Source organism: uncultured Streptococcus sp., from assembly GCF_963536705.1.
GTDB lineage: Bacteria > Bacillota > Bacilli > Lactobacillales > Streptococcaceae > Streptococcus.
Window position 1 is genome coordinate 46,629 of sequence record NZ_CAUTAP010000007.1, and the last position, 25,954, is coordinate 72,582.

General features: G+C 45.2%; 11 protein-coding genes and 1 pseudogene. All 12 read left to right on the forward strand.

Translation table 11 applies throughout. The features are described from left to right. Nucleotides 1–189: 189 nt before the first annotated feature. The 12 genes and pseudogenes from RWX26_RS05610 (at nt 190) to RWX26_RS05665 (ending at nt 25,700) form a co-directional block, all read left to right on the forward strand. The gene (locus tag RWX26_RS05610; protein ID WP_004187170.1) at nt 190–1,368 is read left to right on the forward strand and encodes a galactokinase; all 1,179 of its coding nucleotides are present in this window, start codon (nt 190–192) and stop codon (nt 1,366–1,368) included. Nucleotides 1,369–1,587: 219 nt separating this feature from the next. Then, nucleotides 1,588–3,069: a UDP-glucose--hexose-1-phosphate uridylyltransferase gene (gene galT / locus RWX26_RS05615; protein ID WP_004187169.1), complete on the forward strand. Its 1,482-nt coding sequence runs from the start codon at nt 1,588–1,590 to the stop codon at nt 3,067–3,069. A gap of 46 nt (nt 3,070–3,115) precedes the next feature. Beyond that, a complete protein-coding gene (galE, locus tag RWX26_RS05620) occupies nt 3,116–4,117 on the forward strand; it encodes a UDP-glucose 4-epimerase GalE (protein ID WP_004187168.1) in 1,002 nt (333 codons plus the stop codon). A gap of 348 nt (nt 4,118–4,465) precedes the next feature. Beyond that, nucleotides 4,466–5,056 (forward strand): CDP-archaeol synthase, encoded by a 591-nt coding sequence (locus tag RWX26_RS05625; protein ID WP_314579990.1) that lies wholly within the window; start codon nt 4,466–4,468, stop codon nt 5,054–5,056. 14 nt (nt 5,057–5,070) lie between these two features. Next, nucleotides 5,071–7,566, forward strand: a pseudogene (locus RWX26_RS05630) (PEP/pyruvate-binding domain-containing protein). Further along, nucleotides 7,553–8,185 (forward strand): CDP-alcohol phosphatidyltransferase family protein, encoded by a 633-nt coding sequence (locus RWX26_RS05635; RefSeq protein WP_314579992.1) that lies wholly within the window; start codon nt 7,553–7,555, stop codon nt 8,183–8,185. The pseudogene RWX26_RS05630 and the gene RWX26_RS05635 overlap by 14 nt, the downstream one beginning before the upstream one ends. After that, entirely contained in the window at nt 8,178–9,050 is an 873-nt protein-coding gene (locus tag RWX26_RS05640) for a phosphatidylserine decarboxylase (protein WP_314579994.1), read from the forward strand. The genes RWX26_RS05635 and RWX26_RS05640 overlap by 8 nt, the downstream gene beginning before the upstream one ends. Then, nucleotides 9,035–9,934 carry a UbiA family prenyltransferase gene (locus RWX26_RS05645; protein ID WP_314579997.1) on the forward strand — a complete coding sequence of 300 codons (900 nt, stop codon included), beginning with the start codon at nt 9,035–9,037 and terminating at the stop codon, nt 9,932–9,934. The genes RWX26_RS05640 and RWX26_RS05645 overlap by 16 nt, the downstream gene beginning before the upstream one ends. Then, complete coding sequence (locus tag RWX26_RS05650) at nt 9,934–12,417, forward strand: phosphoenolpyruvate synthase (RefSeq protein ID WP_314580041.1); 2,484 nt, start codon at nt 9,934–9,936, stop codon at nt 12,415–12,417. Before RWX26_RS05645 ends, RWX26_RS05650 begins: the two co-directional genes overlap by 1 nt. Beyond that, a complete protein-coding gene (locus tag RWX26_RS05655) occupies nt 12,404–13,477 on the forward strand; it encodes a hypothetical protein (protein ID WP_314579999.1) in 1,074 nt (357 codons plus the stop codon). Before RWX26_RS05650 ends, RWX26_RS05655 begins: the two co-directional genes overlap by 14 nt. A 210-nt stretch (nt 13,478–13,687) precedes the next feature. Then, complete coding sequence (locus RWX26_RS05660) at nt 13,688–22,891, forward strand: SIALI-17 repeat-containing surface protein (protein WP_314580001.1); 9,204 nt, start codon at nt 13,688–13,690, stop codon at nt 22,889–22,891. A 388-nt stretch (nt 22,892–23,279) separates the two neighbouring features. Next, on the forward strand, nt 23,280–25,700 hold the full coding sequence (locus RWX26_RS05665; RefSeq protein WP_314580003.1) for an SHIRT domain-containing protein: 2,421 nt from the start codon (nt 23,280–23,282) through the stop codon (nt 25,698–25,700). The last annotated feature ends 254 nt before the right edge of the window (nt 25,701–25,954 follow it).

The window sequence follows — 25,954 nt, forward strand, 5'->3', positions numbered from 1 at the left end:
TTGATCCTTTTTAATTTACTGTCTACATAAATTATAACTCAAAAATTAGTAAATAACAAAGAAGAATTTAGTAAACATTTTGTTAAGTAAAATTTTACTAAATTTATTGAAGTTTTACTTGAAAATAGTTATAATAAAGATAAGAAAACGATTACAATATCGATTATTCATTTTAAAGGAGTTTAGCTTATGTCAAACCTAATTTCAGCGGAGCAAGTCCGCGCAGATTTTGCCAAGGTTTTTGGAGTAGAAGCGGACCACACTTTCTTTTCACCCGGTCGGATCAATCTGATTGGTGAGCATACAGACTATAACGGCGGCCATGTCTTTCCTGCAGCAATTTCTCTCGGAACCTATGGAGCGGCTCGCAAGCGGGATGACCAGCTCTTGCGATTCTTCTCAGGGAATTTTGAAGAAAAAGGGATTATTGAAGTGTCGCTGGGAAACCTGCACTTTGAGCCTGAGCATAACTGGACCAACTATCCGAAAGGAGTTCTGCATTTTCTGCAGGAGGCAGGCTATAAGATTGACCGAGGCATGGATGTCTATGTTTATGGAAATATTCCAAATGGTTCTGGCTTATCATCTTCTGCATCGCTGGAGCTTTTGACGGGTGTCATTGCTGAGAAACTCTTTGACTTGCAGTTAGAACGTCTGGACTTAGTGAAAATCGGGAAGTTAACTGAGAATGAATTTATCGGGGTTAATTCTGGCATTATGGACCAGTTTGCTATCGGAATGGGAGCTGACCAGAGGGCTATTTACTTAGATACCAATACTCTTGAATATGATTTGGTGCCGCTTGATCTCAAGGACAATGTCGTAGTGATTATGAATACCAACAAGCGGCGTGAGCTGGCTGACTCTAAGTACAATGAACGCCGTGCTGAGTGTGAAAAAGCTGTTGAAGAACTCAATCGTAAGCTGTCTATCACTACCTTGGGTGAGTTGGACGAGTGGTCTTTTGACGAGTATAGCTATTTGATAGAGGACGAAAATCGCCTCAAACGGGCTCGCCATGCCGTTTTAGAAAATCAGCGCACTTTGCAAGCGCGAGCAGCTTTGCAGGCAGGCGATCTTGACAAGTTTGGCCGTCTCATGAATGCTTCCCACGTTTCTTTGGAACATGACTATGAAGTGACTGGTCTAGAGCTGGACACCTTGGTTCACACGGCCTGGGAGCAAGAAGGTGTTCTAGGGGCTCGTATGACTGGAGCAGGCTTCGGTGGCTGCGCCATTGCTTTAGTTGCTAAGGATGCGGTGGAATCTTTCAAAGAAAATGTTGGCCGCAAGTATCAAGAAGTCGTCGGCTATGCCCCTAGCTTTTACATTGCAGAAGTAGCTGGCGGAAGCCGAGTGCTGGACTAAATCAGAGAAAAGAAACTTGGGTCTGGGACAAAAGTCCTAGCCTCTCAATTGTCTTTGGATTGTCGAGCAAGACGCAGTGGTTGAGTGGGCTCTACTACGCTGATTTCATCAGCTTTTACAGCCCTACTCAACTGTGCGGAGGTGGGACGACGAAATCGAATTCTAACGAATTACCGATTTCTGTCCCACTCTCTTTACTAGCAAAAGAAAGGAAGAACTATGTCCAAGAAGTTACTGGATGCTTTCGTATCAGCAGTGATTGACAATAGCATTTTTGAGGAAATGGACACCATCTATCTGAGCAATCGTGTCATGGCTTTGGTCGGAGAGGCAGTGGCAGAGGAGGATACGGAGGCTGATCAGCTAATTGACCTTAAGGATGACTTGGTAGCCGTAGCTGTGAAGAGTGGGAAGATTGGTGATACTCTGGCAGAGCAGGATATACTGGGAGCTGAGCTCATGAACTTAATCACACCTGCCCCTAGCCAGCTCAATCGGGACTTCTGGACGACTTATGCCTCTAATCCCGAGCAAGCTGTGGCTGATTTTTACCAGCTTAGTCAAAAGAATGACTACATCAAGGTCAAAGCTATTGCTAAAAACATTGCTTTCAAAGCACCGACCGCTTATGGAGATTTGGAAATCACCATCAATCTCTCTAAGCCAGAAAAGGATCCCAAGGAAATTGCGGCAGCTAAAAAGGCCAAGAATAGCAATTATCCAGCCTGCCAGCTCTGCATGGAAAACGAAGGTTACCAAGGTCGCTTGGACCACCCAGCCCGTGCCAACCATCGCATTATTCGATTTGACTTGGCTGGACAGGAGTGGGGCTTCCAGTATTCGCCCTATGCCTACTTTAATGAGCATTGCATCTTTCTGCACAGCCAGCACCTTCCTATGTCCATCAGCCGGCTGACCTTTGAGCGCCTGCTGAACATCGTTGAGACCTTTCCAGGCTATTTCGCAGGTTCTAACGCCGACCTGCCTATTGTCGGCGGCTCTATCCTGACCCACGACCACTATCAGGGCGGACGTCATACCTTCCCTATGGAAATAGCAGAGCTGGATTGCAGCTTTACTTTTAGCGGATTTGAAGAGGTGGAGGCAGGCATTGTCAAGTGGCCCATGTCCGTTATTCGTCTAAGGTCTGAGAAGAAAAAACACTTGATTGAGTTGGCTGACAAGATCTTGCAAGCTTGGCGGACTTATTCTGACCCGAGTGTGCAGGTCTTGGCAGAGTCTGAGGGTGAGCTGCACCATACCATCACACCGATTGCCCGCAGAAAAGATGGATGTTTTGAGCTGGACTTGGTCTTGCGGGACAATCAAACTTCCCCAGAACATCCGGACGGCATTTACCACCCTCATAAGGATGTGCAGCATATTAAGAAAGAAAATATCGGCCTGATTGAGGTTATGGGACTGGCTATTCTGCCGCCTCGGCTCAAGGAAGAACTCAAGCAGGTGGAACTGTTTCTGCTGGGAGAAGACTGTCAGGTCGCGGCCTATCATCAGGAGTGGGCCAATCAACTCAAAGACCAGAATCTAGATGTTTCCGATGAGATGGTGGAAGGAGTCGTTCAGGCCTCGGTTGGACAAATTTTCAGCCGAGTACTGGAAGATGCGGGAGTTTACAAGCGAACAGAGGAAGGGCAGGAGGCTTTCATGCGCTTCGTCCAATCCGTCGGCATCCAGCCCTAGGAAATGTGTTATAATGAAACTATCGTAACAGGGAAAGGAAGGTTTTATGGCAATTTTAGTATTAGGTGGAGCTGGATATATCGGCTCGCACATGGTAGACCGTCTGGTAGCAGCAGGCAAGGAAGAGGTAGTCGTCGTTGATAATTTGGTGACTGGCCATCGGGCAGCCGTCCATCCGCAAGCAGTCTTTTATGAGGGGGATTTGGCGGATAAGGACTTTATGCGTGGCGTTTTTGCCAAACATCCATCCATCGATGCAGTCATTCACTTTGCTGCCTTTTCACTGGTCGCAGAGTCAATGGCGGACCCGCTCAAGTATTTTGATAATAATACAGCCGGCATGGTTTCTCTTTTGGAGATCATGCAGGAATGCGGCGTTAAAAACATTGTCTTTTCTTCAACTGCTGCAACTTATGGCATTCCTGAGGAAGTGCCGATTCTGGAAACAACTCCGCAAAAGCCGATTAATCCTTATGGTGAGAGCAAACTTATGATGGAGACCATTATGCGCTGGGCAGACCGGGCCTATGGGATCAAGTTTGTAGCTCTGCGTTATTTCAATGTGGCCGGTGCCAAGCCCGACGGCTCTATTGGCGAGGACCACGGACCTGAAACTCATCTCTTGCCCATTGTGCTTCAAGTGGCTCAGGGCAAACGTGAGAAGATTGCCGTCTTTGGCGACGACTATGACACTCCAGACGGCACCAATGTTCGCGATTATGTCCATCCTTTCGACTTGGCTGACGCCCATATTCTGGCTGTTGAGCATCTGCGTGCTGGAAATCCTTCAGATGCCTTTAACCTTGGTTCTTCGACTGGTTTTTCCAACCTGCAGATTGTAGAAGCGGCCCGAAAGGTGACCGGACATCCTATTCCTTTGGAAATAGCAGAGCGGCGCCCAGGGGATCCGGATACGCTGATTGCTTCCTCTGAGAAGGCAAGAAATGTTCTGGGTTGGCAGCCGAAATTTGACAATATCGAAACCATTATCGAAACTGCTTGGAAATGGCACTCCAGTCATCCAAATGGCTATGATGACAGAAGATAAACTGACAAACCAGCTAGAAAAGCTGGTTTTTTACTTTGAATTATAAAACCCTTCTTTACAAATTTTTAAAAGCCTTTTATAATAAAAAGAAGATTGATTGACATATTATCTGTAATCTTATTTAGTTGCTGCTAACTCTTAGTATGTCTTAAAAAATCAGGTAGTTACAGATGCCACGGGAAGCGACATTTTAGAATAACGAATTTTTGTACAACAATCAGATGTGACAGTTGTTGACAGTTTGTTGTGTAAGGGCTTTAGAGACTTATGATATAATGAACTCATAAAAGTTTGAGAAGTCTCTTAATCTTTTCAAGCTGATTTTCATAAAAAGAATAGGAAATAAGTATGCGTTCGATTCTTGCCTTATATATCACCCTGATGCCGGTCATTCTGGCTGGAGTTCTCAATATGATCTTTTGCAAGTCTTCACTGTTGCAGATGGCTTATCGACCAATGGATGCTGGGTTGATTTTAAAGGATGGGAAGAGGCTTTTTGGGGCTAACAAGACCTGGAAAGGTTTCATTGGCATGATTATCTGGGGAGCTTTGGCTCAGATCCTTTGGGGCGTGCTCTTGAAGAGTATTCCTAGCCTAGAGAAGCTGCACTTGGTCTATGCTTTCTACGAAAATACCGCGCTCTTTAATCTGGTGCTTGGGGCTCTTTTGGGGCTGGCTTATGTTTTGTTTGAGCTGCCTAATAGCTTTATCAAGCGCCGGTTGGAAATCAGAGAGGGCAAGACGGCGGAGAATGGCTGGAAATGGACCTTTATCTGGATAGACCAGATTGATTCCTTGATTGGCTGTATTATTTTTTTGCTTTTCTATATCCCTCTGTCCTGGCAGCAGATGCTGGGCATTATAATCCTGGGGGTAGGCACGCATCTAGGAGTCAATCGTCTGCTCTACTGGGCTAAACTTAGAAAAAATCGTATGTGAGGTGGGAGCTTTTGATGAAAGAACTATGGCTGGAAAAAGAGCCTTCGGCCGTCTATGGCGGTAAAATCAATCAGTTAATCAACCTCTGTCAGCTGGGGCTTTCGGTGCCTAGGGCTCTAATATTGCCGGCAGACCAAGTCATGGCTTGGCTAAAAGTAGCTCTGCCAGAATACTCAAAACAGGGACTTAAAGAATTAATCGAACTGGGCAAGGAGGAAATTGCGGAGCGTTTGCAGCAATATCCCTTGGATCCAGCTTGGCTACAGGAGTTAGCAGCCTTTTGTCAGGAAAATCAAGCTTATATCGTTCGCAGCAGTGCCCTTTTAGAAGACGGACAGGCCATGTCATTTGCCGGTCAATATGACTCGATTGGCAACTGCTGGACACTGTCAGAAATTGAGCAGGGCATTCGTTCTTGTCTGCTTTCCCTCTTTAATCCAGAAGCATTGGCCTACTGGCAGCGTCATGGGCTTGCTGAGCAGGATTTTGCTATGGCAGTGCTGATTCAGGAGCAGATAGAGCCTGACTTTAGCGGTGTCTGCTTTTCCCTAGACGTGGCGACCAATCAGGACCAGGCCATGTTCTTGGAGTATGTAAAAGGCTCAGCTGAGAGCTTGGTTAGCGGTCAAGTCAATCCTGAGCAGCTGACTCTTTCTTGGTACAAGCCGGACTGGAGCAAGTTTGAAAAAGTTGAAATCCCTCTGGCAGTCTTGCAGAAACTGCACGCGCAGGTTTTGGAGATTGTGGCGTATTTTGGTCGGCCGATGGATATTGAGTGGTGCGCTGTCCAAGAGCAAGTCTATCTGCTTCAGGCTCGGCCCATCACGACAGTACCAACTAAAATCGACACTGGCCGCTGGACGACGGCGAATTTTCGGGATGGAGGAGTGGCGGCCCAGCCTTGTCCCAACCTGATGTGGAGCCTTTACCGCCATTCTTGGTAAGAGGCCCTTTCCAGCTTTTTGCTGGCAATTGGCCTAGAGCCAGATGGTGTGATGCCGCCACTGATGCGCCTGCATTATGCCCGACCTTTCTGGAACTTAGGTGTGGTTAAACAAGGCATGGAGCAGATTCCGGGTTATATTGAGCGAGACTTTGATGATGAGCTGGGAGTCAACAAAGACTACCGAGGTCAAGGTTTTACCAGCATATTAAGTCCAGCCTTGCTCTTGAATTTCCTGCGGGTAGCTTTGAAAACGCAAAAGGTAACTAAGAATTTTCTGCATCAGGCACCAGACAAGCTGCAAGAGCTGCGCCAGCAATTTACCCGCCTAAATCAAGAAATACGAGAACTGAACGACCAAAGCCCGCTCCAGCAAGTCGAGAGTCTTTGGCAGTTAGTGCTAAATCAGGCTTATTTAGACAGTGAGGGAACTTATTTCTGGCAGGCCTACATCAATACGGTCCAGCTGTCTATGAAAAAGACCAGTCTACTCAAATGGCTGACGGTCGATGAATTTTTCCAGCTGATTGCAAAGTTAGGAAATGTTTCTCATACCAAGCCTTTAACTCGAATGCTGGAAGCTGCGGATCTTATTTTGGCAGACGAGAAACTGACAGACGATTGGCTGAAGTTATCGGTGGAAGAATTGCAGGAACTGACTGCACAATATCCTGACCGAGCAGATTTCATTAAGATTCGGAATTTTCAAAAGGACTTTGGCTATCACTCGTCACGAGAGCTGGACTTACGAGTAGCTAGTTATGAAGAAGATGCTCATCAGGTCCTGACAGCTGTCCAGCAGTTGGTTGCTGATTCAGCGTATTACCAAGCGGCCAAAGCTTCGCTCAGTCCTGTCTCAGAGTCTGAGCTGGATCTGGCTCATCTATCTCGATCCAAGCAGAAAAAGATAGAAAAAATCAGCGAAGCCCTGCGAAACTTGCTCTGGTGGCGGGAGGAGTTCAAAGATATTTCCACACGTTATTACCACCTCATTCGTCAGATTAGTCTCAAACTCGGCCAGGCCTACGAAAAGCAAGGCTTTCTGAAAAATGAACAAGATATTTTTTACATTATGAAAGAAAGTTTGACTGCCTTTATGGAAGGGCAAAAGACTGCCGACCAGCTTCAAGAAGAAGCGGCTGATAATCAGCATTATTGCCAGGCCTATCGGAATTTTGAGCCAGTCGGTGATTTGACCGACAAAGAGATGAGCCTGGAAGAGGTGGCCCATGAGAGTCAGGCTCTGCTGACGGGAATGCCAGCCAGCAGCGGTCAGGTAACCGGTCGGGTTCGAGTTCTCTTGGATTTGGCTGATATTGAGACTATTGAGCCGGGAGAAATCCTTGTCACCCGCTATACAGATACGGGCTGGAGCTATGTTTTTGGTATTCTAGGCGGTCTTGTGACAGAGTATGGTGGAGTTCTCTGCCATGCCTCCATTGTCGCTCGGGAATGCGGGATTCCAGCTCTGGTCTGCGCCAAGAATGCAACTCAGCTACTAAAAACTGGCATGCTGGTTACCTTAGATGGAAGAAGAGGAGAAATAAGAATTCATGAAGAAGAATGAACCTTTGTTTATCGGTGAATACGACAAATCTGTTATCCTGACTTATATGGGCGCTGCTTTTGCACTGTTGGCAGTCTATGCCATCATTCAGTCCCAGTTGCGGCTAGCCATGATGGCCTTTATCGTTAGTGGTATCTGCGACCTTTTTGACGGAGTCGTAGCGCGGCGGATGAAGCGGACTGAAAGTCAGAAACGCTTCGGCATTGAGATTGATTCCCTCTGCGACATGATTAGCTTTGCGGCTCTCCCGGCTGTGCTTCTTATGACTCAGCTGCCCTTGGGAGCGGCCAATATCATCTTGGCTGTCCTCTATGTCTTAGCTGCGGTTACGCGCTTGGCTCATTTTAATCGCTTGGCCAAGCATGATGAAGGATCTGGCTCGTATTTTATCGGCTTGCCCGTGACCTACAGTGCCCTATTTTTTCCATTGACCTATCTGGTATGTCAATGGTTGGCGCCTGGTTTCTTTGCTTGGGTGTGGCTGAGCTTGTCTCTTTTGCTGACCTTCCTATTTGTCTACAACTGCCGAATTCCCAAGCCCAATAAGCTGGCCTATCTGGTCTTTGCGATTTTAGCTGTTGCAAGTTTGATTGGTCTGGGAGTTCTCCCGCATGGTTAAGGTCTATCAGCGAAAGACTTGCCAAGTAGTGGAACCGACAGAATACAAGGCGGGTCTGTTAGACAAGCTTTATGGTACTGCTTTGGGTCGCTTCTTATTGCCTATCTTGACCCGACCTAGCATGTCTTATCTTCTGACTTTGAAAGACTACACTCCTTGTTCTCGCAAGAAAATTGCAGCTTTTGTGGAAAATTATCAGTTGGATTTAGTTGACTATGAAGATGGCCCCTATTCTAGCTTTGCGGCTTTCTTCCAACGGAGAATCAAGCCCGCTCTGCGTCCGGTCTGTCCTGATAGTCAAGTACTGGCTGTGGCGGATGCCAAGCTGGAGGCTTTTACCATCAGTCAGGACTTGCAGCTGACGATAAAGGGGCAGACATACAGGCTAGCTGACTTACTGCTGGATGAAGAATTGGCTCAACTGTTTAGTGGCGGAACAGCGCTGGTCTATCGCTTGGGAATAGAAGATCTGCACCGCTATTTGGCAGCTGAATCCGGCAGAATTACCCAAAGTCGAAAAATCAAAGGCCGCCTGCATACGGTTAGACAGGTAGCCCAGAAGCGGCGCTTGATTTACAAGGAAAATAAAAGAGAATACTGTCTTTTAGATACCGACCTAGGACCTGTCCTGCAGATGGAAGTAGGGGCTCTCTTGGTCGGAAGAATATACAATCACAGTCAGGACCATTTGGTTAGGGGACAGGAGAAGGGCTGCTTTGGTCTGGGCGGCTCAACTATTCTTGTCCTCTATCCGGCAGACACGATTCGCTTGGATCAGGATATCCTGACTTACTCAGACCTCGGAATAGAAACCCAGATTCAAATGGGTGAAAAGATTGGAGAGAAGCTATGTTTAAACGATTAGCTGTTTATTATAAGGAAATGTTTCCTTTGCTGTCGCGCTTTTTTGTGGCTGCCATCATGTTTTTTGAGATTTATTTTGTCCTTCTGCTCAATGACGGAGTGACCACCTTTCACTTTGACCATCAGGAGTTGATCGGAATCTTTACCATTTTCGTCTTTCTGATGATTCTGCGGATTGCAGATGATTTCAAGGACTATGAGACCGACAGACGGCTCTTTCCTCATCGGGCTCTGCCATCTGGTCGGGTAAAAAAGAAGGATCTGGCTATTGCCCTCAGCTTTATCGTAGCTGTATCTGTACTTCTCAATATCCTCTTTATGAACAATATCGGTTGGTTCCTCTTTCTCTATATCTACGGAACCCTCATGTCCTTCTGGTTCTTCAAGCGTGACAAGATTCAAAATTCTCTGCCACTGGCTCTAGTGACCCATAATCCGGTCATGATGATTTTAAATCTCTATACCATTTCTTTTGTCTGCTACAAGTACAATCTGCCCCTCTTGTCCCTGCCGACCGTCTTGCTGGCCTTTACCATGTATTTCCCAAGTCTAATCTGGGAAGTCTGCCGCAAGATTCGGGCGCCAAAAGACGAGACAGAGTATGTGACCTATTCTATGCTTTTTGGCTACAAAAAAGCCACTCGCTTTATCGAAGTGGTGACTCTGCTGGATATCTTGACCAATTTTGTACTCCTCTGGAATATTTCCCATGTCGGAGTGGTGGTCTTAGTGCTGAATGTCATCTGGATGACCGTCCAGTTTGAACAGTTTATCAAGGATCCGACTCGCTTTAATATCCGGGAGCGGGTAGAGCGTTATACTTATATCACAGAGACGACCATGGTTCTGTCCGTTGCTGTTTATCTCTTGATGGGGGTACTTTGATGAAAAGAATCGAGCAGACAGGGCTTGACCAGGTTGGAGGCAAGGCCTATCATTTGCTGAAAATGCAGGCTGCTGGTTTGCCGGTTCCTGACTTTGCAGTGTTTGCTTTTGACTTTTTTCAAAAATCTGCTAGCTCTGCTGACTTGGAGCGGATGGAAGCAGCCTATCGGTCTGGAGAGTTGGACTTGTCCCAGCTCAGTCAGCAACTGCAGGATTGGGCTATAGAGCAGTTTGCGCAAGAAGATCTGACGGCAGCAGAAAACTGGATTCATCAGGAGTTTTCTCAGAAAGACTGTCACTTTGCAGTTCGCTCATCTGCTACCATTGAGGATGGCAAGGCCTCATCCTTTGCCGGTCAGTTTGAAAGCCAGCTTAATGTCAGTCCAGAAGGGCTTAAAGAAGCTATCCAAACGACCTTGCTCTCTCTTTATCAGGAGTCAGCTCTTAGTTATCTATTTGAGCAGGGACTATCTTTGAAGCAAGCGCAGATGATTTGCCTTGTTCAGGTCATGCAAGAGGGAGACTTGTCTGGGATTTACTTCACAGCTAATCCCAAGGGTATTCTGAACGAGCACATCATGGTCATCGGTCGGGGATTGGGCAACAAGGTTGTCGAGGATAAGATTCCTACAACCATGGTGACGCTCCATCCCAAGGACCAGCTCTTTTATACAGAGCAGACGGAGGACTCACCAGACATATCACAGGAACAACTTGAGAAGTTACAAGCCTTGGCTAGTCAGGTAAGTCAGCTTTTCGGACCTTATATGGATATGGAGTTCACCTTCGCAAATGGCCAGCTCTATCTCTTGCAGGCTAGACCTATTACCACCTTGCCAGATGGCCAGCAGATTATTCTGGATAATAGCAACATTGTCGAGAGCTATCCGGGCGTTTCTAGTCCTTTGACCATTAGCTTTATCCAGGAGGCCTATGCTAGCATTTTCCGCAGTCTTGCCCAGCGCTTGGTTGGCAAGGATGCCCCTGAGTTGGCTGCCTATGAAGCCACCTTTCAAAATATGCTACAGCCGGTCAACAGCCGGGTCTATTACCAGATTCAGAGCTGGTATCAGCTCTTGCAGCTTCTGCCTTTTTCTAAGAAAATCATCCCTATCTGGCAGGATATGCTGGGAGTGCGAGAGACAGAGGTGCCTCAGATGCCGGTGCACCTTTCTGCTTTCAAACTCATGCAAATCATGCTTCGTATCATCAGAGAGTTTTGGACAGCACCCAAGCAAATGAGGCAATTGGAAGAGCAGTTTGCCCAGATTCAGCTAGAATATGAAGCGAGCTTTTCTCCCGACGCAGATGCGGAGACCTTGATTGCCTTGGTCAGCAAGCTAAAAGAGGATATTTTGGCTCACTGGGACATTACGCTGGTCAATGATTTGTATGCTTTTGTCTATACTGGACTCCTGAAGAAGTCGCGTCTCGGCGGTGCTGTTCAGGCTGAGATTGCGGGAATCGAGCAGATTGAAAGTATGCGGCCAGCCTTGGCGCTGCAGGCTTTAACAGCTCAGCTGAAAGCAGAAGAAAATGCAGAGATTAGACAGGCCATGGCAAGTGAAAATCCAGCAGTCTTTCTAAATCGTCAGCATCCTTTGGTTCAAGAAATAGTCCATTTTATCCATGAATTTGGTGATCGGGCTCCGGAAGAGTTGAAGTTAGAAACTCCCACCTTTAGAACGCACCCAGAGCGTCTGCTCAAGCTCTTACTGCAAATGTGCCAACAAGAGGAGAAGAAGTTGGCACCTCAGAAACTTGAAGAAGAGGTGCAAAAATCAGGCTGGTGGGCGAATTTTCTTCGCAAGCGAGCCATGACTGGTGTTAAATATCGGGAAAGCTCCCGCTTAAATCGCACACGAATCTATGGCATGATGCGGCAGATTTTCCGAACTCTGGGGCAGCAATTAGCCAATCAAGGGCTGCTGGCTATGCCTGACGATGTTTTTAACCTGACAAAGGAAGAGCTGTTTGAGTTGACCAGAAAGCCCAGAGATGTTAGTGGCTTGATAGCCGAGCGTCGGGAGAAGTTGGAGGCTGATAAGGAACTACCAACCTTTAGTCGCTATGTTTTTGCTGGACAGGTCTTTGAGAAATACCTGAAACCGCAAAATCGCACTCACAGTCATAATACAGGAAATCAAGCTTTACAAGGGATTGGCTGCTCACCTGGCTGCGTTAAGGCTCAGGTTTTGGTCGTGGAAGATGTGAAGGAGATTGAGTCTGCTCAGGACCGGATTATTGTGACCAAGATGACCGATCCGGGCTGGGTTTATCTTCTGACCCAAGCCATGGGTGTCATTGCCGAGCAGGGGTCTTTGCTCTCCCACACGGCCATTATTTCTCGAGAGTTAGGGATTCCTTCCATTGTCAATGTCAGAGGTGCTTGCAGCCAGCTGCAAAACGGTGATTGGATTGAGATGGATGGCCTTACTGGCAAGATTCGACTGATCAAGGAGGAAGACCATGCTGGAAATTAAACCAGTCAAACCCAATATGATAGAGCTGGATGATTTTCTAGCCCTGCCCAAACAGATTTACCAGCCAGACCACCTCATGCAGTCGGAAGAGGAAGAGTTAGCTTTGATTGAAGGCAGTCACCCGCTGAGTTCTGACTTAGAAACCTATGCCTTTGTCGGCTATGAGGACGGTCGGTCTTGTATTCGAGGACTTCTGACCTTCTATTCCGGTGATGAGGCTGCTTACTTGGGATTTTTCGAATCAATCAATGACCAGCAGATTGCATCTGCTTTTATCGAGCATTTAGCAGGTTTTGCTCGCAGTCTCGGAGCGAATAAGACAATTGGTCCCGTACAGGCAAGTTTTTGGCTGGGTTATCGAATGCAGTTGACTGGAACAGAGGAGATCCCTTTTACTGGAGAACCTCATAATCCAGACTATTATCCTGAGTTATGGAAGGCTGCTGGTTTTGAGCTCAAGGAGCGCTATCTATCTAATTTTTATCCCAAGGTCAGCAATCAAATTCATCAGGACAAGCTGGCTCATCGCTTTGAGTCTTTTGAAGAAGCGGGATTCACTATTTGCTCTCCTAAGAAGCAGGAGTGGGGAAAAGCTTCGCTGCAGGTTTTCGAACTACTCAATCGCCTCTATCAAGATTTTCCAATTTATCGGTCTATTTCCAGTCAGCAGTTCAGTCAGATTTTTCAAAAATACCAGTATATTCTTGATTTTTCCATGGTTAAGCTGGCCTATAAGGAGGGAAAGCTAGCAGGTTTTCTGATTGCAATGCCGGACTACGGTTCTCTGGTTTATCAAAAACTGACTCCTCTCAACCTAGCTAAACTTTTTTGGATCAAGCGTTTTCCAAAACGCTATATGATTATGTATCTGGGAGTAGATGATGAATTCTTGGGATTAGGCTCTGCCTTGGCCTACCCGATTTTTAAAGAAGCGCAGAAGCGTCAAGCCTCAGCTATTGGAGCCTTGATTCATCAAAAAACAGTCACGCGCCACTATGCGGCAGAACTGCAAGGAGACAAGCATGAGTATGGTCTCTTTGAATTGGATTTGAACTCCTGACTAACAAAATAAATCATATTTTAAAAAACAAATTTTCTAACCGAAGATTTGTTTTTAATTTTTTAGGTAAAAATGAACACTATTTTCAGGCTGTTCAAAAACATGATGATTTCAGCCTTCAAAGATATATTTTTAAGCAAAAGCATTGAATTTTTGTAGGAAATTCTGTAAAATTTTAAGAGATTATTATATGGAGAAAAGGGAATTATTATGGAAAAAAGAATCACTGGCGATACGCTCCAGCGCTATTCTTTTAGAAAGTTATCAGTAGGATTGGTTTCCGCCACTATCGGAAGCTTCTTTTTGAGTACCGCCATAGGGGGAAATATAAGCACGGTTGAGGCTGCAGAAGTCTCAGCAGGCAAAACCGTTCCAGTCCAGTATCACTACGTAGTAGAGTCTGAACTGACTGAAGCTGAGAAGAATGCTGTTGTTAAGGAGCTTCCAAAGTTTGTGGAAGAAAACTCTGATGCTTATTACCTGGTTTACCGTTCAAAGACTCAGGGGCTTTCGGCAAAAAGTTTGCCAAAGACGGGCTACTCAAGTCTGTGGGAAGCAACTTTTGCAGCTGCAGGACTGACTTTAGCAGTCTTAGTAATTGCACGAGGTAGAAATGGCAAGAGGTACCTGTCTTCTATTTTGCTGGTGACTGGTCTAGGCTCTATTCTCCTAGCTCCTTCTGTATTTGCAGTGACCAATATTGAATTAGCCGCCTACAATCAAAGGCTGAATTTAGCAGTGGGAGATAAGCTGCCGGAGCCTTTAGAGATTGCTGGTTTCGAATATGTTGGCTATCTGAAAAGCGGTGAACAGGGCAAGGAGAACGCAGCAGGAAGTCATCAGCTTCCTACGGAACAAAAGGACTTGTCAGCTGTCGAAGTCGATCAGCAGGCAGGTAAATCTGCTAGTCTTTCTGGGAATCCGGGTACTGCCATCAAGCCTGTATCTACTGAAACAGAGAAACTGACAGAGCAAGAAAAAGAGATTATTGCTGCCAAAGAACGCGAATTTGCTAGGCTTTCTCCAGTCACTGAAGTACCAGAGCTGGAATTCAAGAGCCAAGAAAGCAGCCAGACCCAAGTCCTGCCTTATCAAACTGAATACCAATATTCAAATGAGCTCGCAGAGGGGCAATCTCAGGTCATTCGCGCAGGTGTCGCTGGTACACGTACTGTTGTCACTCGCAATTATATTGCTGGTAAAGAAATTGTAAAAAGCGAAGTGATTTCAGACCAGGTAACTGCAGAGCCAGTTTCGGAAATTGTGTTGGTCGGAACTGCTGCAGTAAAATCTGTACCAAATGAAGCACCAGTGCATCAAGTCACAGAATTGACGACTTATGGTACGACACCAGATACCGCACCCGTAAATGAAGTTCCAGAGTTGACAACCTATGGCACTGCACCGGATAGCGCACCTGTAAATGAAGTCCCAGAATTGACGGCTTATGGAACTACACCTGATGTTGCGCCCGTACAAGAAGCTCCAGAGTTAACCACTTACGGCACTGCACCAGATAGCGCACCTGCACCTGTAAATGAAGTCCCAGAATTGACGACCTATGGCACAGCACCAGATACAGCACCGGTTCAAGAAATGCCTGAGTTCACGACTTATGGCACTGCACCAGACACCGCTCCAGTACAAGAAGTTCCGGAACTAACAACTTACGGTACCGCACCAGATGAAGCACCCGTGCATCAAGCCCCAGAATTAGAGCTGACTACAACGGATGAAACAAGAAGAGAAAAGATCGATTTTTCCGTCGAAGAACAGTATACTGATGAGATTCCAGAAGGCAGTCGCCAAGTTGTCACACCAGGTGTACAGGGTGAGCGGGCGATTACCACTCGTATCTATACCTCGAATGGCCAAGAGGTTGACCGCCAAGTTTTATCAGATGAAGAAATTCTCGCAGCAGTTACTCAAATTATTAAGGTCGGTACAAGTAAGTCAAGTCTGATTCCGGCTGACGCACCAAAGGTAGAAGAGCTATCAGAATACCCGCTAACTTACACGGACGAAACCCGCGTAGAGAAAATCAACTATACTATTCGTGAAGAAGAGACAGACGAGCTAGTCCAAGGCGCCCGTCAAATCGCGACTCCAGGTGTGCAAGGCGAGCGAACTATCAAGACCCGCATCTACAGTTCCAACGGTCAAGAAGTTGATCGTCAAGAGCTGTCTAATGAGGAAACTCTAGCGCCAGTAACGCAAGTTGTCAAAGTTGGTACGGCAAAACCAACTCTGGTACCAAACGATGCACCGAAAGCCGACGCTCTTCCAGAGTACCCGCTAACTTACACAGATGAAACGCGTGTTGAGAAAATTGCCTTCAATATTGAAGAACAATACACCGATGAATTGCCACAGGACGCCCGTCAAATTGCCACTCCAGGTGTGCAAGGCGAGCGAACGATTAAGACTCGTGTCTACAGCTCCAACAATCAAGAAATTGACCGCCAAGAGTTGTCCAATGAGGAAACTCTAGCTCCTGTAACGCAAGTTGTCAAAGTTGGCACGGCTAAGCCAACCATGGTGCCGAACGAAGCTCCGAAAGCAGATGCTTTGACAGAATATCCGTTGACTTACACTGATGAAACTCGCGTAGAAAAAATCAACTTCACTATTCGTGAAGAAGAGACAGACGAGCTAGTTCAAGGTACTCGCCAAATTGCGACTCCGGGCGTTCAGGGTGAGCGAACTATCAAGACTCGCGTTTATAGTTCCAACGGCCAAGAAATCGATCGTCAAGAGCTATCTAATGAGGAAACTCTAGCGCCAGTAACGCAAGTTGTCAAAGTTGGTAGGGCTAAGCCGCACATGGTACCGAATGAAGCTCCGAAAGCAGATGCTTTACCAGAATATCTGCTGACTTATACGGATGAGACGCATGTAGAGAAAATCGCCTTCATTATTGAAGAGCAATATACGGATGAATTGCCTCAAGACGCTCGTCAAATTGCGACTCCAGGTGTTGAGGGTGAGCGAACTATCAAGACCCGCGTTTATAGTTCCAACGGCCAAGAAATCGACCGTCAGGAACTTTCCAACGAGGAAACTTTAGCTCCTGTGACGCAGATTGTCAAAGTTGGTACGGCTAAACCACATATGGTACCGAATGAAGCTCCGAAATCAGACGCTTTGCCAGAGTATCCACTGACTTATACAGATGAAACGCGTGTTGAGAAAATTGCCTTTAATATCGAGGAACAATACACGGATGAATTGCCTCAGGACGCCCGTCAAATCGCAACTCCAGGCGTTCAGGGTGAGCGAACTATCAAGACCCGCGTTTATAGTTCCAACGGCCAAGAAATCGATCGACAAGAGCTGTCTAATGAGGAAACTCTAGCGCCAGTAACGCAAGTTGTCAAAGTTGGTACGGCAAAACCAACTCTGGTACCAAACGATGCGCCGAAAGCAGGCGCCTTGCCAGAGTATCCACTGACTTATACAGATGAAACGCGTGTTGAGAAAATAGCCTTCAACATCGAGGAACAATACACCGATGAGTTGCCTCAGGACTCTCGCCAAATCGCAACCCCAGGTGTTGAGGGTGAACGGACCATCAAGACCCGTGTCTACAGTTCCAATGGCCAAGAAGTCGATCGTCAAGAACTGTCCAATGAAGAGACTCTAGCTCCAGTAACGCAAGTTGTCAAAGTTGGAACGGCTAAACCAAATCTGGTACCGAGCGATGCACCAAAAGCAGACGCCTTGCCAGAGTATACACTGACTTATACAGATGAAACTCGCGTAGAGAAAATCAACTTCACCATTCGTGAAGAAGAAACGGATGAGCTTGTTCGTGATGCCCGTCAAATCGCAACTCCAGGTGTCCAAGGTGAACGGACCATCAAGACTCGTGTCTATAGCTCAAACGGTCAAGAAGTTGACCGTCAAGAGTTGTCCAATGAGGAAACTCTAACTCCAGTAACACAAGTTGTCAAAGTCGGAACAGCTAAGCCACATCTGGTTCCAAACGATGCACCGAAAGCAGACGCTCTTCCAGAATACCCGTTGACTTATACAGATGAAACTCGGGTAGAGAAAATCAACTTTACCATTCGTGAAGAAGAGACGGACGAGTTGGTTCGCGATGCCCGTCAAATTGCGACTCCGGGAGTTCAAGGTGAGCGGACTATCAAGACCCGTGTCTATAGTTCTAACGGTCAAGAAGTTGACCGACAAGAATTGTCCAACGAGGAAACTCTAGCTCCAGTAACGCAAGTTGTCAAAGTCGGTACGGCTAAGCCAACCATGATACCGAGTGATGCGCCAAAAGCAGACGCTTTGCCAGAGTATCCACTGACCTACACGGACGAAACCCGCGTAGAGAAAATTAACTTCACGATTCGTGAAGAAGAAACGGATGAACTTGTTCGCGATTCCCGCCAAATCTCAACTCCAGGTGTTGAGGGTGAACGAACCATTAAGACCCGTATTTACAGCTCTAATGGTCAAGAAATAGACCGTCAAGAGCTGTCCAACGAGGAAACACTAGCTCCGGTAACGCAAGTTGTCAAAGTTGGTACAGCTAAGCCAACCATGGTACCGAACGATGCACCGAAAGCAGAGGCTCTTCCAGAATATCCGTTGACTTACACGGATGAAACTCGCGTAGAGAAAATCAACTTTACCATTCGTGAAGAAGAGACGGATGAACTTGTACGAGATGCCCGTCAAATCGCCACTCCGGGTGTTGAAGGTGAACGCACTATTAAGACTCGTATCTACAACTCCAATGGCCAAGAGATTGACCGTCAAGAGATCTCAAACGAAGAAACTCTAGCACCTGTTACTCAAGTTGTCAAAATCGGTACCGCTAATCCAAATATGGTGCCGAACGAAGCACCAAAAGCAGCAGCCTTAGAAGAGTTCGATTTAATTCCACTGTACAATCTATTAGCGGAAGCGGATCAGATTAAAGCTCAAGCACGTTATTTCAACGATAGTCAGAGTCATCAATCTAGCTATGATACTGCTTTGACAGCAGGTCAAGCGATTCTGAGCCAATCACATGCTAGCCAAGCAGAAGTTAACCAGCTTGTTGAACAAATCAATCAAGCCAAGGCACAGTTAAGTGGCCTTGAGGTTGTCAAAACGGCTCTTCAAACTGAATACGATTTAAATCTAATTATCAAAGCAGCTCCAAAATATAAAAATGCTGATTCAGATAAGCAGACAGCTTATACTGACGAATTAGCCAAGGCAGAAGGAGTTCTGAACAATCAAACTGCCACACAAGTGCAGGTCAACCAAGCATTTGCTAGCCTGACAGAAGCCAAAGAAGCTCTAAATGGAGTACCTAAAGTCAAGCCAACAGTTTCCATTCTAAGTCTGACAGAAAATCCTGATGATAGGTCGGTTACAGTCCAATATAGACTGGAAGACCAGACCCAGTCCTTCCGTTCAGCGACTGCAGAATTGTATCAGGGAGATCAGCTTGTTCGCACTCTTCCAATTACCAATTTCGCAGGAAGTCTGAAGATTGGCGACTTAGACTACTACACAGGTTATACGTTAAAAACCAAGCTGACTTATGAACTGGATAATGGCAGCTTCACAGACCTTGAAACGGACAGCCGCAATTTTGAATTGGAATACAAGAAGATTGCCTTCCGAGATATTGATTCGGTCGAGTTTTACAGAAAAGAAAACGACCAGTTTAAGCGTGTCGTGTCCATGAGCTCTATGCCTACGGATTTGTCTACCTATTTTGTCAAAGTCAAATCAAGTGAATCTAAGGAAATGCTCCTGCCGGTTCACAGCATAGCGGAAAGCCATAAAGATGGCAGGGATGTCTATAAAGTAACAGTCTCTCTACCTGAGCTAGTTCAAGAAGGTGAGACAGGCTATAAGTCTGGCTATGACTTCTATATCAGTAAGGCAGTCCCTAGCCAGCAAAATGTCTACACCAGCTTTGCTGGCTTGGTAGACGCTATGAAGCAAAATATGGCTGGCAACTATGTTCTGGGAGCAGATTTGGATGCTAGCGAGGTCAGTCTGGAACCTGCGGACTATGTCTACCTCAAAGGGAACTTCACAGGCAGTCTGACTGGTAGCCATAATGGCAAGCAGTACGCGATTTATAATCTGGCCAAGCCTTTATTTGAAAACCTCAAGAGTGGTTCCTCTATTTCTAATCTGGACCTGAAAGAGGTAAATATAGTAGGCACCTATGACTCAGCGGCTTTGGCTCGCAATGCAGAAAATGCTCGAATCACAGATGTTTCAGTTCAAGGTAGAGTAGAAGTAAAAGACAATGCTTCTCAAGTAGCAGGTTTGGTCGTTATTGCTAACAATACTCAAATTACCAATAGCTCCTTTACTGGAACTATCGTGTCAAATGATAAACAGGGCAAAGAATACAATGTCGGTGGTTTGGTTGCCAATCTTAAGGGAGGAAACTCCTTGATTAGCCAAAGCAGGGCAGATGTGACCATTCTAGCAGGCGCTAGAGCCAACAACCAACGCTTTGGCGGTTTAGTTGGCCGTTTAGAAAACAATGCCCGCATCAGCCGCTCTTATGTAGCTGGAAAGATTCAAAACTCTACTAAGAATGGTCAAATCGGTGGAGTAGTTGGTTCCAATTACTTCAATGGCTTGATTGATAATGTCATCAGCAATGTCAGCGGTACAAATGTTTACAGTATTTCTGGCGACCAGGGATATGAGAATAACCGTATCACAGAAGCTTATGCCGTTGAAGGAAATAAAACGCTGGAAAATGACAAGTTTGTCACTTCAATACTGACTCTGGACCAGGCAGAAGAGAAGCTGGCTAGCTTAGACATTACAACCACGCTAGAAGACACGAATCTCAACCTTTATTCTGTCAATTATGCTCAGGAAAAGAATGCCCGAGAAGACCGTCTGATAGCTTATGCTAACATGGAAAAACTCCTTCCATTCTACAATAAGGAGACCATCGTTGCTTATGGAAATAAACTTCCAGAAAACCACAAACTCAATAAAGAGTACTTGCTGGATGTTGTTCCGATGAAGGGCGATCAGATTATCACTGATATCAATAGCAACAAGACCGGGATTAACCGTCTGATGCTGCACTTTGAGGACAATACGGTTGATTACCTGGATCTGACCTATAAGGGAGATTTCAAATATAAGGCAATTGCAGAGTACACTGTCAACGGCTTAGACCTCCTTTATACACCAGAAGCTTTCCTATCAGACTATAGCAGAATTCTCAATCAAGTGCTGCCGGAGTTGAACAAGGTTGTCCTTGACTCACCGGCTATGCGAACTGTTTTAGGCGTAAATGCTGACACTTCTCTGGATGATCTCTATCTGGATACTGCCTTTGACCAAGTCAAGACCAAGCTGTCAGAAGAGCTGCGCAAGGTACTGGCTATGGACAAGTCTATCAATACGGAAGGAAATGTTGTAGCAGACTATATAGCTCAGCAAATTAAAGACAATAAAGAAGCCTTCTTACTTGGTCTGACCTATCTCAACCGTTGGTATAATATCAACTATGACAATATCAATGTCAAGGATTTGTCAGCCTATAAATTTGACTTCTTTGGAAATCATAATGCTTCAACTTTAGATACCATCATTTCACTTGGTAAGTCAGGCATGGACAATCTTAAAGCCAAGAACAACTATATGGCTTATGAAGCCTCACTTTCTGAAGCGACTGGTAAACGAGGGCTCTTCAACTATGTAGAAGGCTATCGTCAGCTCTTCCTGCCGGACAAGAGCAATAATGAATGGCTCAAGACCAATACAAAAGCCTACATCGTTGAGGCTAAGTCGGATGTAGCAGCAGCTAGACAGCTTCAGGATGCAGCCGAGGACAAGAGCAAGTATTCTGTTGGCGTTTACGACAAGATTACTGCTGATAACTGGGAACACAAGGGCATGCTTCTGCCACTCTTGACCATGACTGAGAAAGGTGTCTATGCTATCTCCAATATGTCTACCATATCTATGGGAGCTTATGACCGCTATCGCCTTGATGCCAATGGCAGGGTGCGGACAGATGCAGAGCTAGCGGAATATGTCGAAGACCGAGTGAGAAAAACAGCTGAATACCAGCGCGATCACTATGACTTCTGGTATAAGATTCTAAGCGATGAAAGCAAGGACAAGCTCTTCCGTTCTGTTTTGGTTTATGATGGATTCTCATTGGTTGACAAGGATGGTAAAAGATATTGGGCCCCGGCTAATGACAAAAAATCACTGGCTATGCAGGAATTCTTCGGACCAGCTGGCAAGTGGTATCCAAGCAAGGGCTACAATGCCTATGCTACGGGAAGCGTAACCCACTTTGATGCAGCTAAATTGTTAGAAGACTATGGTAACTCAGTCTACACGCATGAGATGACCCATAATTCTGACGGAGGCATCTACTTTGAGGGCAATGGCCGCCGCGAAGGTCTGGGAGCCGAGCTCTATGCTCGCGGACTCCTGCAGTCCACACCAAGTGCGGATGAGGCAACCATTACGCTCAATACCCTCTTCAAGGTGGACAAGGACTCTAAGACGCGCCTACACACATATAACTTCAAGGAACGCGTTCAAAATGCAGAAGATCTGCAACACTATGTCCATGGTATGTTTGACATGATCTACACGTTAGATTACCTAGAAGGTACTTCTATGCTGAAGCAGAGTGATGATGCGAAACTTCAGTGGTTCAGAAAGATGGAGAATTACTACGTTACTGATAAGTATGGTAAGGAAACCCACGCTGGTAACGAGACACGTAGTTTCACTGCTGAGGAAATCAAAAAGCTTAAGACCTTTGACTCCCTGATTGACAATGATGTCATCACTCGTCGGGAGAATAAGGAAAGTGGTAGGTATGCACGAAATGGCTATCTCAGTCTCAGTCTCTTCTCACCAATCTATTCAGCCTTGAGCAATCCAAATGGAGCGCCGGGTGACGTTATGTTCCGCCGCACAGCCTATGAGTTGCTGGCAGCCAAGGGTTACCATGAAGGATTTATTCCTTATGTATCTGGTAAGTACTCTAAGGAAGCCTTCGATGAAGGTAAGAAAACGTGGGATGGATGGTCCGGAAGAGATGTTGGTCTGGTAACGGACCAGAAAGTCTTGGAAAATGTATTCAAAGGTGAATATGACTCTTGGGTAGCCTTCAAGAAGGCTATGTATAAGGAGCGGATTGATCAGCTGACCAAGCTCAAACCAATCACCATTGAGTACGAACTAAGAAATCCAAACAGTACTAAGAAAGTAACCATTCGCTCTTATGCAGACATGCAAAGGCTGATGGACGAAGCAGTAGCAGAGGATGTACGCAACATTGCCAATGCTACCAGTCGTGTTGATGCTAGCTGGGTCAACCTGCTCAAGAAGAAGATTTATAATGCTTATCTTCGTGAGACAGATGACTTCAGACAGTCAATCTTTAATAAGTAAGCAATAAGTTATTTTCAGCATATATTAAAAAATACCTAGACTTTTTATAGTCTAGGTATTTTTTTCTGCCATTTATTTCTAAAAAATCAATAATAATCCATCTGAGTTAGATTAAAAAAATAATTTGTAACTTTTTTGTAACGAAAGTAGACAAAAAATAGAAAAATGCTAATAAAAATTATAGTTTACAAGGCGTAAATTATAATTTTTATGTTATAATTGATATGTATATGTCGTATTCGCTTATCATATACAAACACATTCATTTTTAGTTTGGTAATAAATCTTGATTTAGAATCGGCTGAAAATGAGGGGGTAGACAGGTGATGGTGTGCCTGCCAGCATTTGTCAAAAATAAAATTTAAAAAGAAGGAGGACCGCATTCAAGGTGAAACAAACTTATCATAAAGTATCTCATGCTCTGATGACTTTGCTGCTTTTGGTATCAACCTTTATTCCCTTGTTAAGCTCAAGTCCTAGGGTTTCTGCTGCAGAGTTAGGTGATGGCGACTATCAACTAACTACAAACGTCACTATTAATACTAATCCTTTAAAGGATACTGGCTACGGTGAAGGTAAATTTTACATTGCACCGACCTATACATTTGCAGATAGCAAAGTATTAAATAATGGTGATACCATGGTTTATCGTGTTCCATCACAGTTCAAAATTGAGCGAACTTTGGAGGAAAACATAAGCGCACCGGATGGCACTGTTGTTGCCAAGTTGGTGACAGATCCTGTTACCAATACAGCAACCATTACTGTCACAAATGCTGAGTATTTTGCGAAAATGTCAGATACCAAGCGTATTCAATCTTCTTTCACAGTGGTTTGGGCTGATAATATGCCTTATGACCAAGAACAAGAAGTGAACTTTCCGGGTGCTAGGACCTACAAACTGAAGCGTATCAAGGTTGATGAGGAGCCTCAGGGTTATTCCAAGTGGGGTGTTCAGGATTCTAAGGATCCAAACTACGTCAACTGGCGTATCCGTGTCAATCGCGATGTCCAAAATCTTGGTCAAGTTGTCATTGAGGACACTATTCCAGAAGGTCAAGAGCTGGATGAAGATTCAGGGATTACAGGTTACTACTTTACTGAGTGGGAAGGTGCTTCTGGCACACGTAAATCCTTTAATCCAAGCGATGTCGTTTCAATTACAGACTCCAATCATTTCACAGTTAATGCTGGGGATTTGAGTGGAAGAGGTATTTATGTTATCTACCGGACACGTTTGACAGAGCCAGTTGATAAGGTGACCAAAAAAGCCTTTAACGATATAACTGTTACGGCTAATGGACAAAAGATGCCAGATTTAGTATCACGTCCATTTGCACCTTTGACAACTCTTGATGGTGTCGGGGAAGGTACTCGTTCGGATGAAGTTATCTTCAAAGTCAAAAAGGAATTGACTGGCCGCAATTTGGCAGATGGTGAATTTACTTTTGATTTGATCAATAAGGATGACAATGATAAAGTTGTTCAAACGGTAACCAATAAAGTTGGTGCCGTAACCTTTAAGAAACTTCGTTTCAAAAAAGAAGGAACCTTTAACTACGTCATTCGTGAACGAGCAAGTAATCTGCCAGGTGTGACAAACGATGCCAATTCAGACATCAATGTTACTGTTACTGTAACAGACAACAACGGCGTTAAGACAGCGGCGGTTAATTATGACCGTGAGGCTTTCACCAATACCTACAAGTTAGAGCCAGCAACTGCAGCGATTACCGCTAAGAAAGTTCTGGATGGTAAAGCACTTGAAGCTGGAAAGTATACTTTCAAACTGACTGAGGTTGGCGGAAATAACGTGGAACTTCAAGCGACAAATGACGCCAATGGTAATATCAAGTTTCCTGAAATCAACTATGATAAAGAAGGGACTTATACCTACAAGCTGAAAGAAGTAGCTGGAAGTGAAGCTGGAGTGACCTATGACAGTACAGAACATACTGTGACTGTCACAGTGACCGCAAACAATGGCAAGTTGGAAGCTGCTGTAACAGACAATAATCCAACATTTACCAACAGTTATAAAGACTATGGTGTTAGCTATGAGTTTCTCAGCTCTAATCCAGCCTATCCAAATCTGCCAAAAGAAGTAACTGATTTGCTTCCAGCAGATGCTAACCGTTACACGAATGGTACAAATGTAGATGCGAAGCAACCTGCACAAACAAGTGTTGCAGTTGCGGAAGGCACCTGGACTTTCGAAGGATATGCGGAAACGAATAGCCAGACTGTTGCGGATAAGGACCTTAAGTTTACTGGTAAATGGAATTTTACTCCAGCACCGAAATACAAGGCAACTTATGAATTTGTAAGCGCAGATCCGAACCGTAGCTTACCAGCAGAAGTCACAGCATTGTTACCAAATGATGCCACTGAATATGCAGACGGTGCTGCCGTTCAAGCGGTTCAGCCAACAGAGAAAACTGTTAAAACAACTGAAGGTACTTGGAAATTCCTCAAATATGACGCAGATAGCAAAACTATCGCAGGGGCAGATGTCAAATTTACAGGCACATGGACATTTGAAACTGGGCGTCCTCAAGGACCAGGTACACCGCCACCTTCTTCAGGTTCGACACCACCACCGTCATCATCTGGTGATAAATCAGGCGGTTCGAAAAATGGAACCCCAGGTAATTCGACAGATAAAGATGGAAAAGATGTTACTGGATCAGCAACTGGCAAAAAAGTTTTGCCGAAAACTGGCAGCGAAACATCTATCTTTGCGATAGCAGCAGGATTTGCTCTGATTCTTTTATCAGCTCTTGTCTATCGTTTCAAAAAAGCTAATTAATATTAGCCAGACAAATCATCTCAGCTAGCTGAGATGATTTTTTCTAATTTTTGTCACCATCTATCCTTGATAATGTGCTGACAGTTAAACTTATAAACTCTAAAATAAGCAGTCATTCGAATGGCTGGTTTTTCTTTTAGGTTTTCTGGGCAATCTCTTTTTTGGGGAGTTGAAAAAGATTGAAGTTCAAGAGAAGGAAGAGTAGGAGTACGGCGATAGTAATTGAGGTTTCAAAATTTCTCAAAATCATTAAA

Bases quoted from the DNA above. Each gene is read 5' to 3' on its own strand.
- RWX26_RS05635 (WP_314579992.1), top strand. From the start codon at position 7,553: ATGAAGAAGAATGAACCTTTGTTTATCGGTGAATACGACAAATCTGTT.
- RWX26_RS05655 (WP_314579999.1), top strand. From the start codon at position 12,404: ATGCTGGAAATTAAACCAGTCAAACCCAATATGATAGAGCTGGATGAT.
- RWX26_RS05645 (WP_314579997.1), top strand. From the start codon at position 9,035: ATGTTTAAACGATTAGCTGTTTATTATAAGGAAATGTTTCCTTTGCTG.
- RWX26_RS05610 (WP_004187170.1), top strand. From the start codon at position 190: ATGTCAAACCTAATTTCAGCGGAGCAAGTCCGCGCAGATTTTGCCAAG.
- galE (WP_004187168.1), top strand. From the start codon at position 3,116: ATGGCAATTTTAGTATTAGGTGGAGCTGGATATATCGGCTCGCACATG.
- RWX26_RS05625 (WP_314579990.1), top strand. From the start codon at position 4,466: ATGCGTTCGATTCTTGCCTTATATATCACCCTGATGCCGGTCATTCTG.
- RWX26_RS05650 (WP_314580041.1), top strand. From the start codon at position 9,934: ATGAAAAGAATCGAGCAGACAGGGCTTGACCAGGTTGGAGGCAAGGCC.
- RWX26_RS05640 (WP_314579994.1), top strand. From the start codon at position 8,178: ATGGTTAAGGTCTATCAGCGAAAGACTTGCCAAGTAGTGGAACCGACA.
- galT (WP_004187169.1), top strand. From the start codon at position 1,588: ATGTCCAAGAAGTTACTGGATGCTTTCGTATCAGCAGTGATTGACAAT.
- RWX26_RS05660 (WP_314580001.1), top strand. From the start codon at position 13,688: ATGGAAAAAAGAATCACTGGCGATACGCTCCAGCGCTATTCTTTTAGA.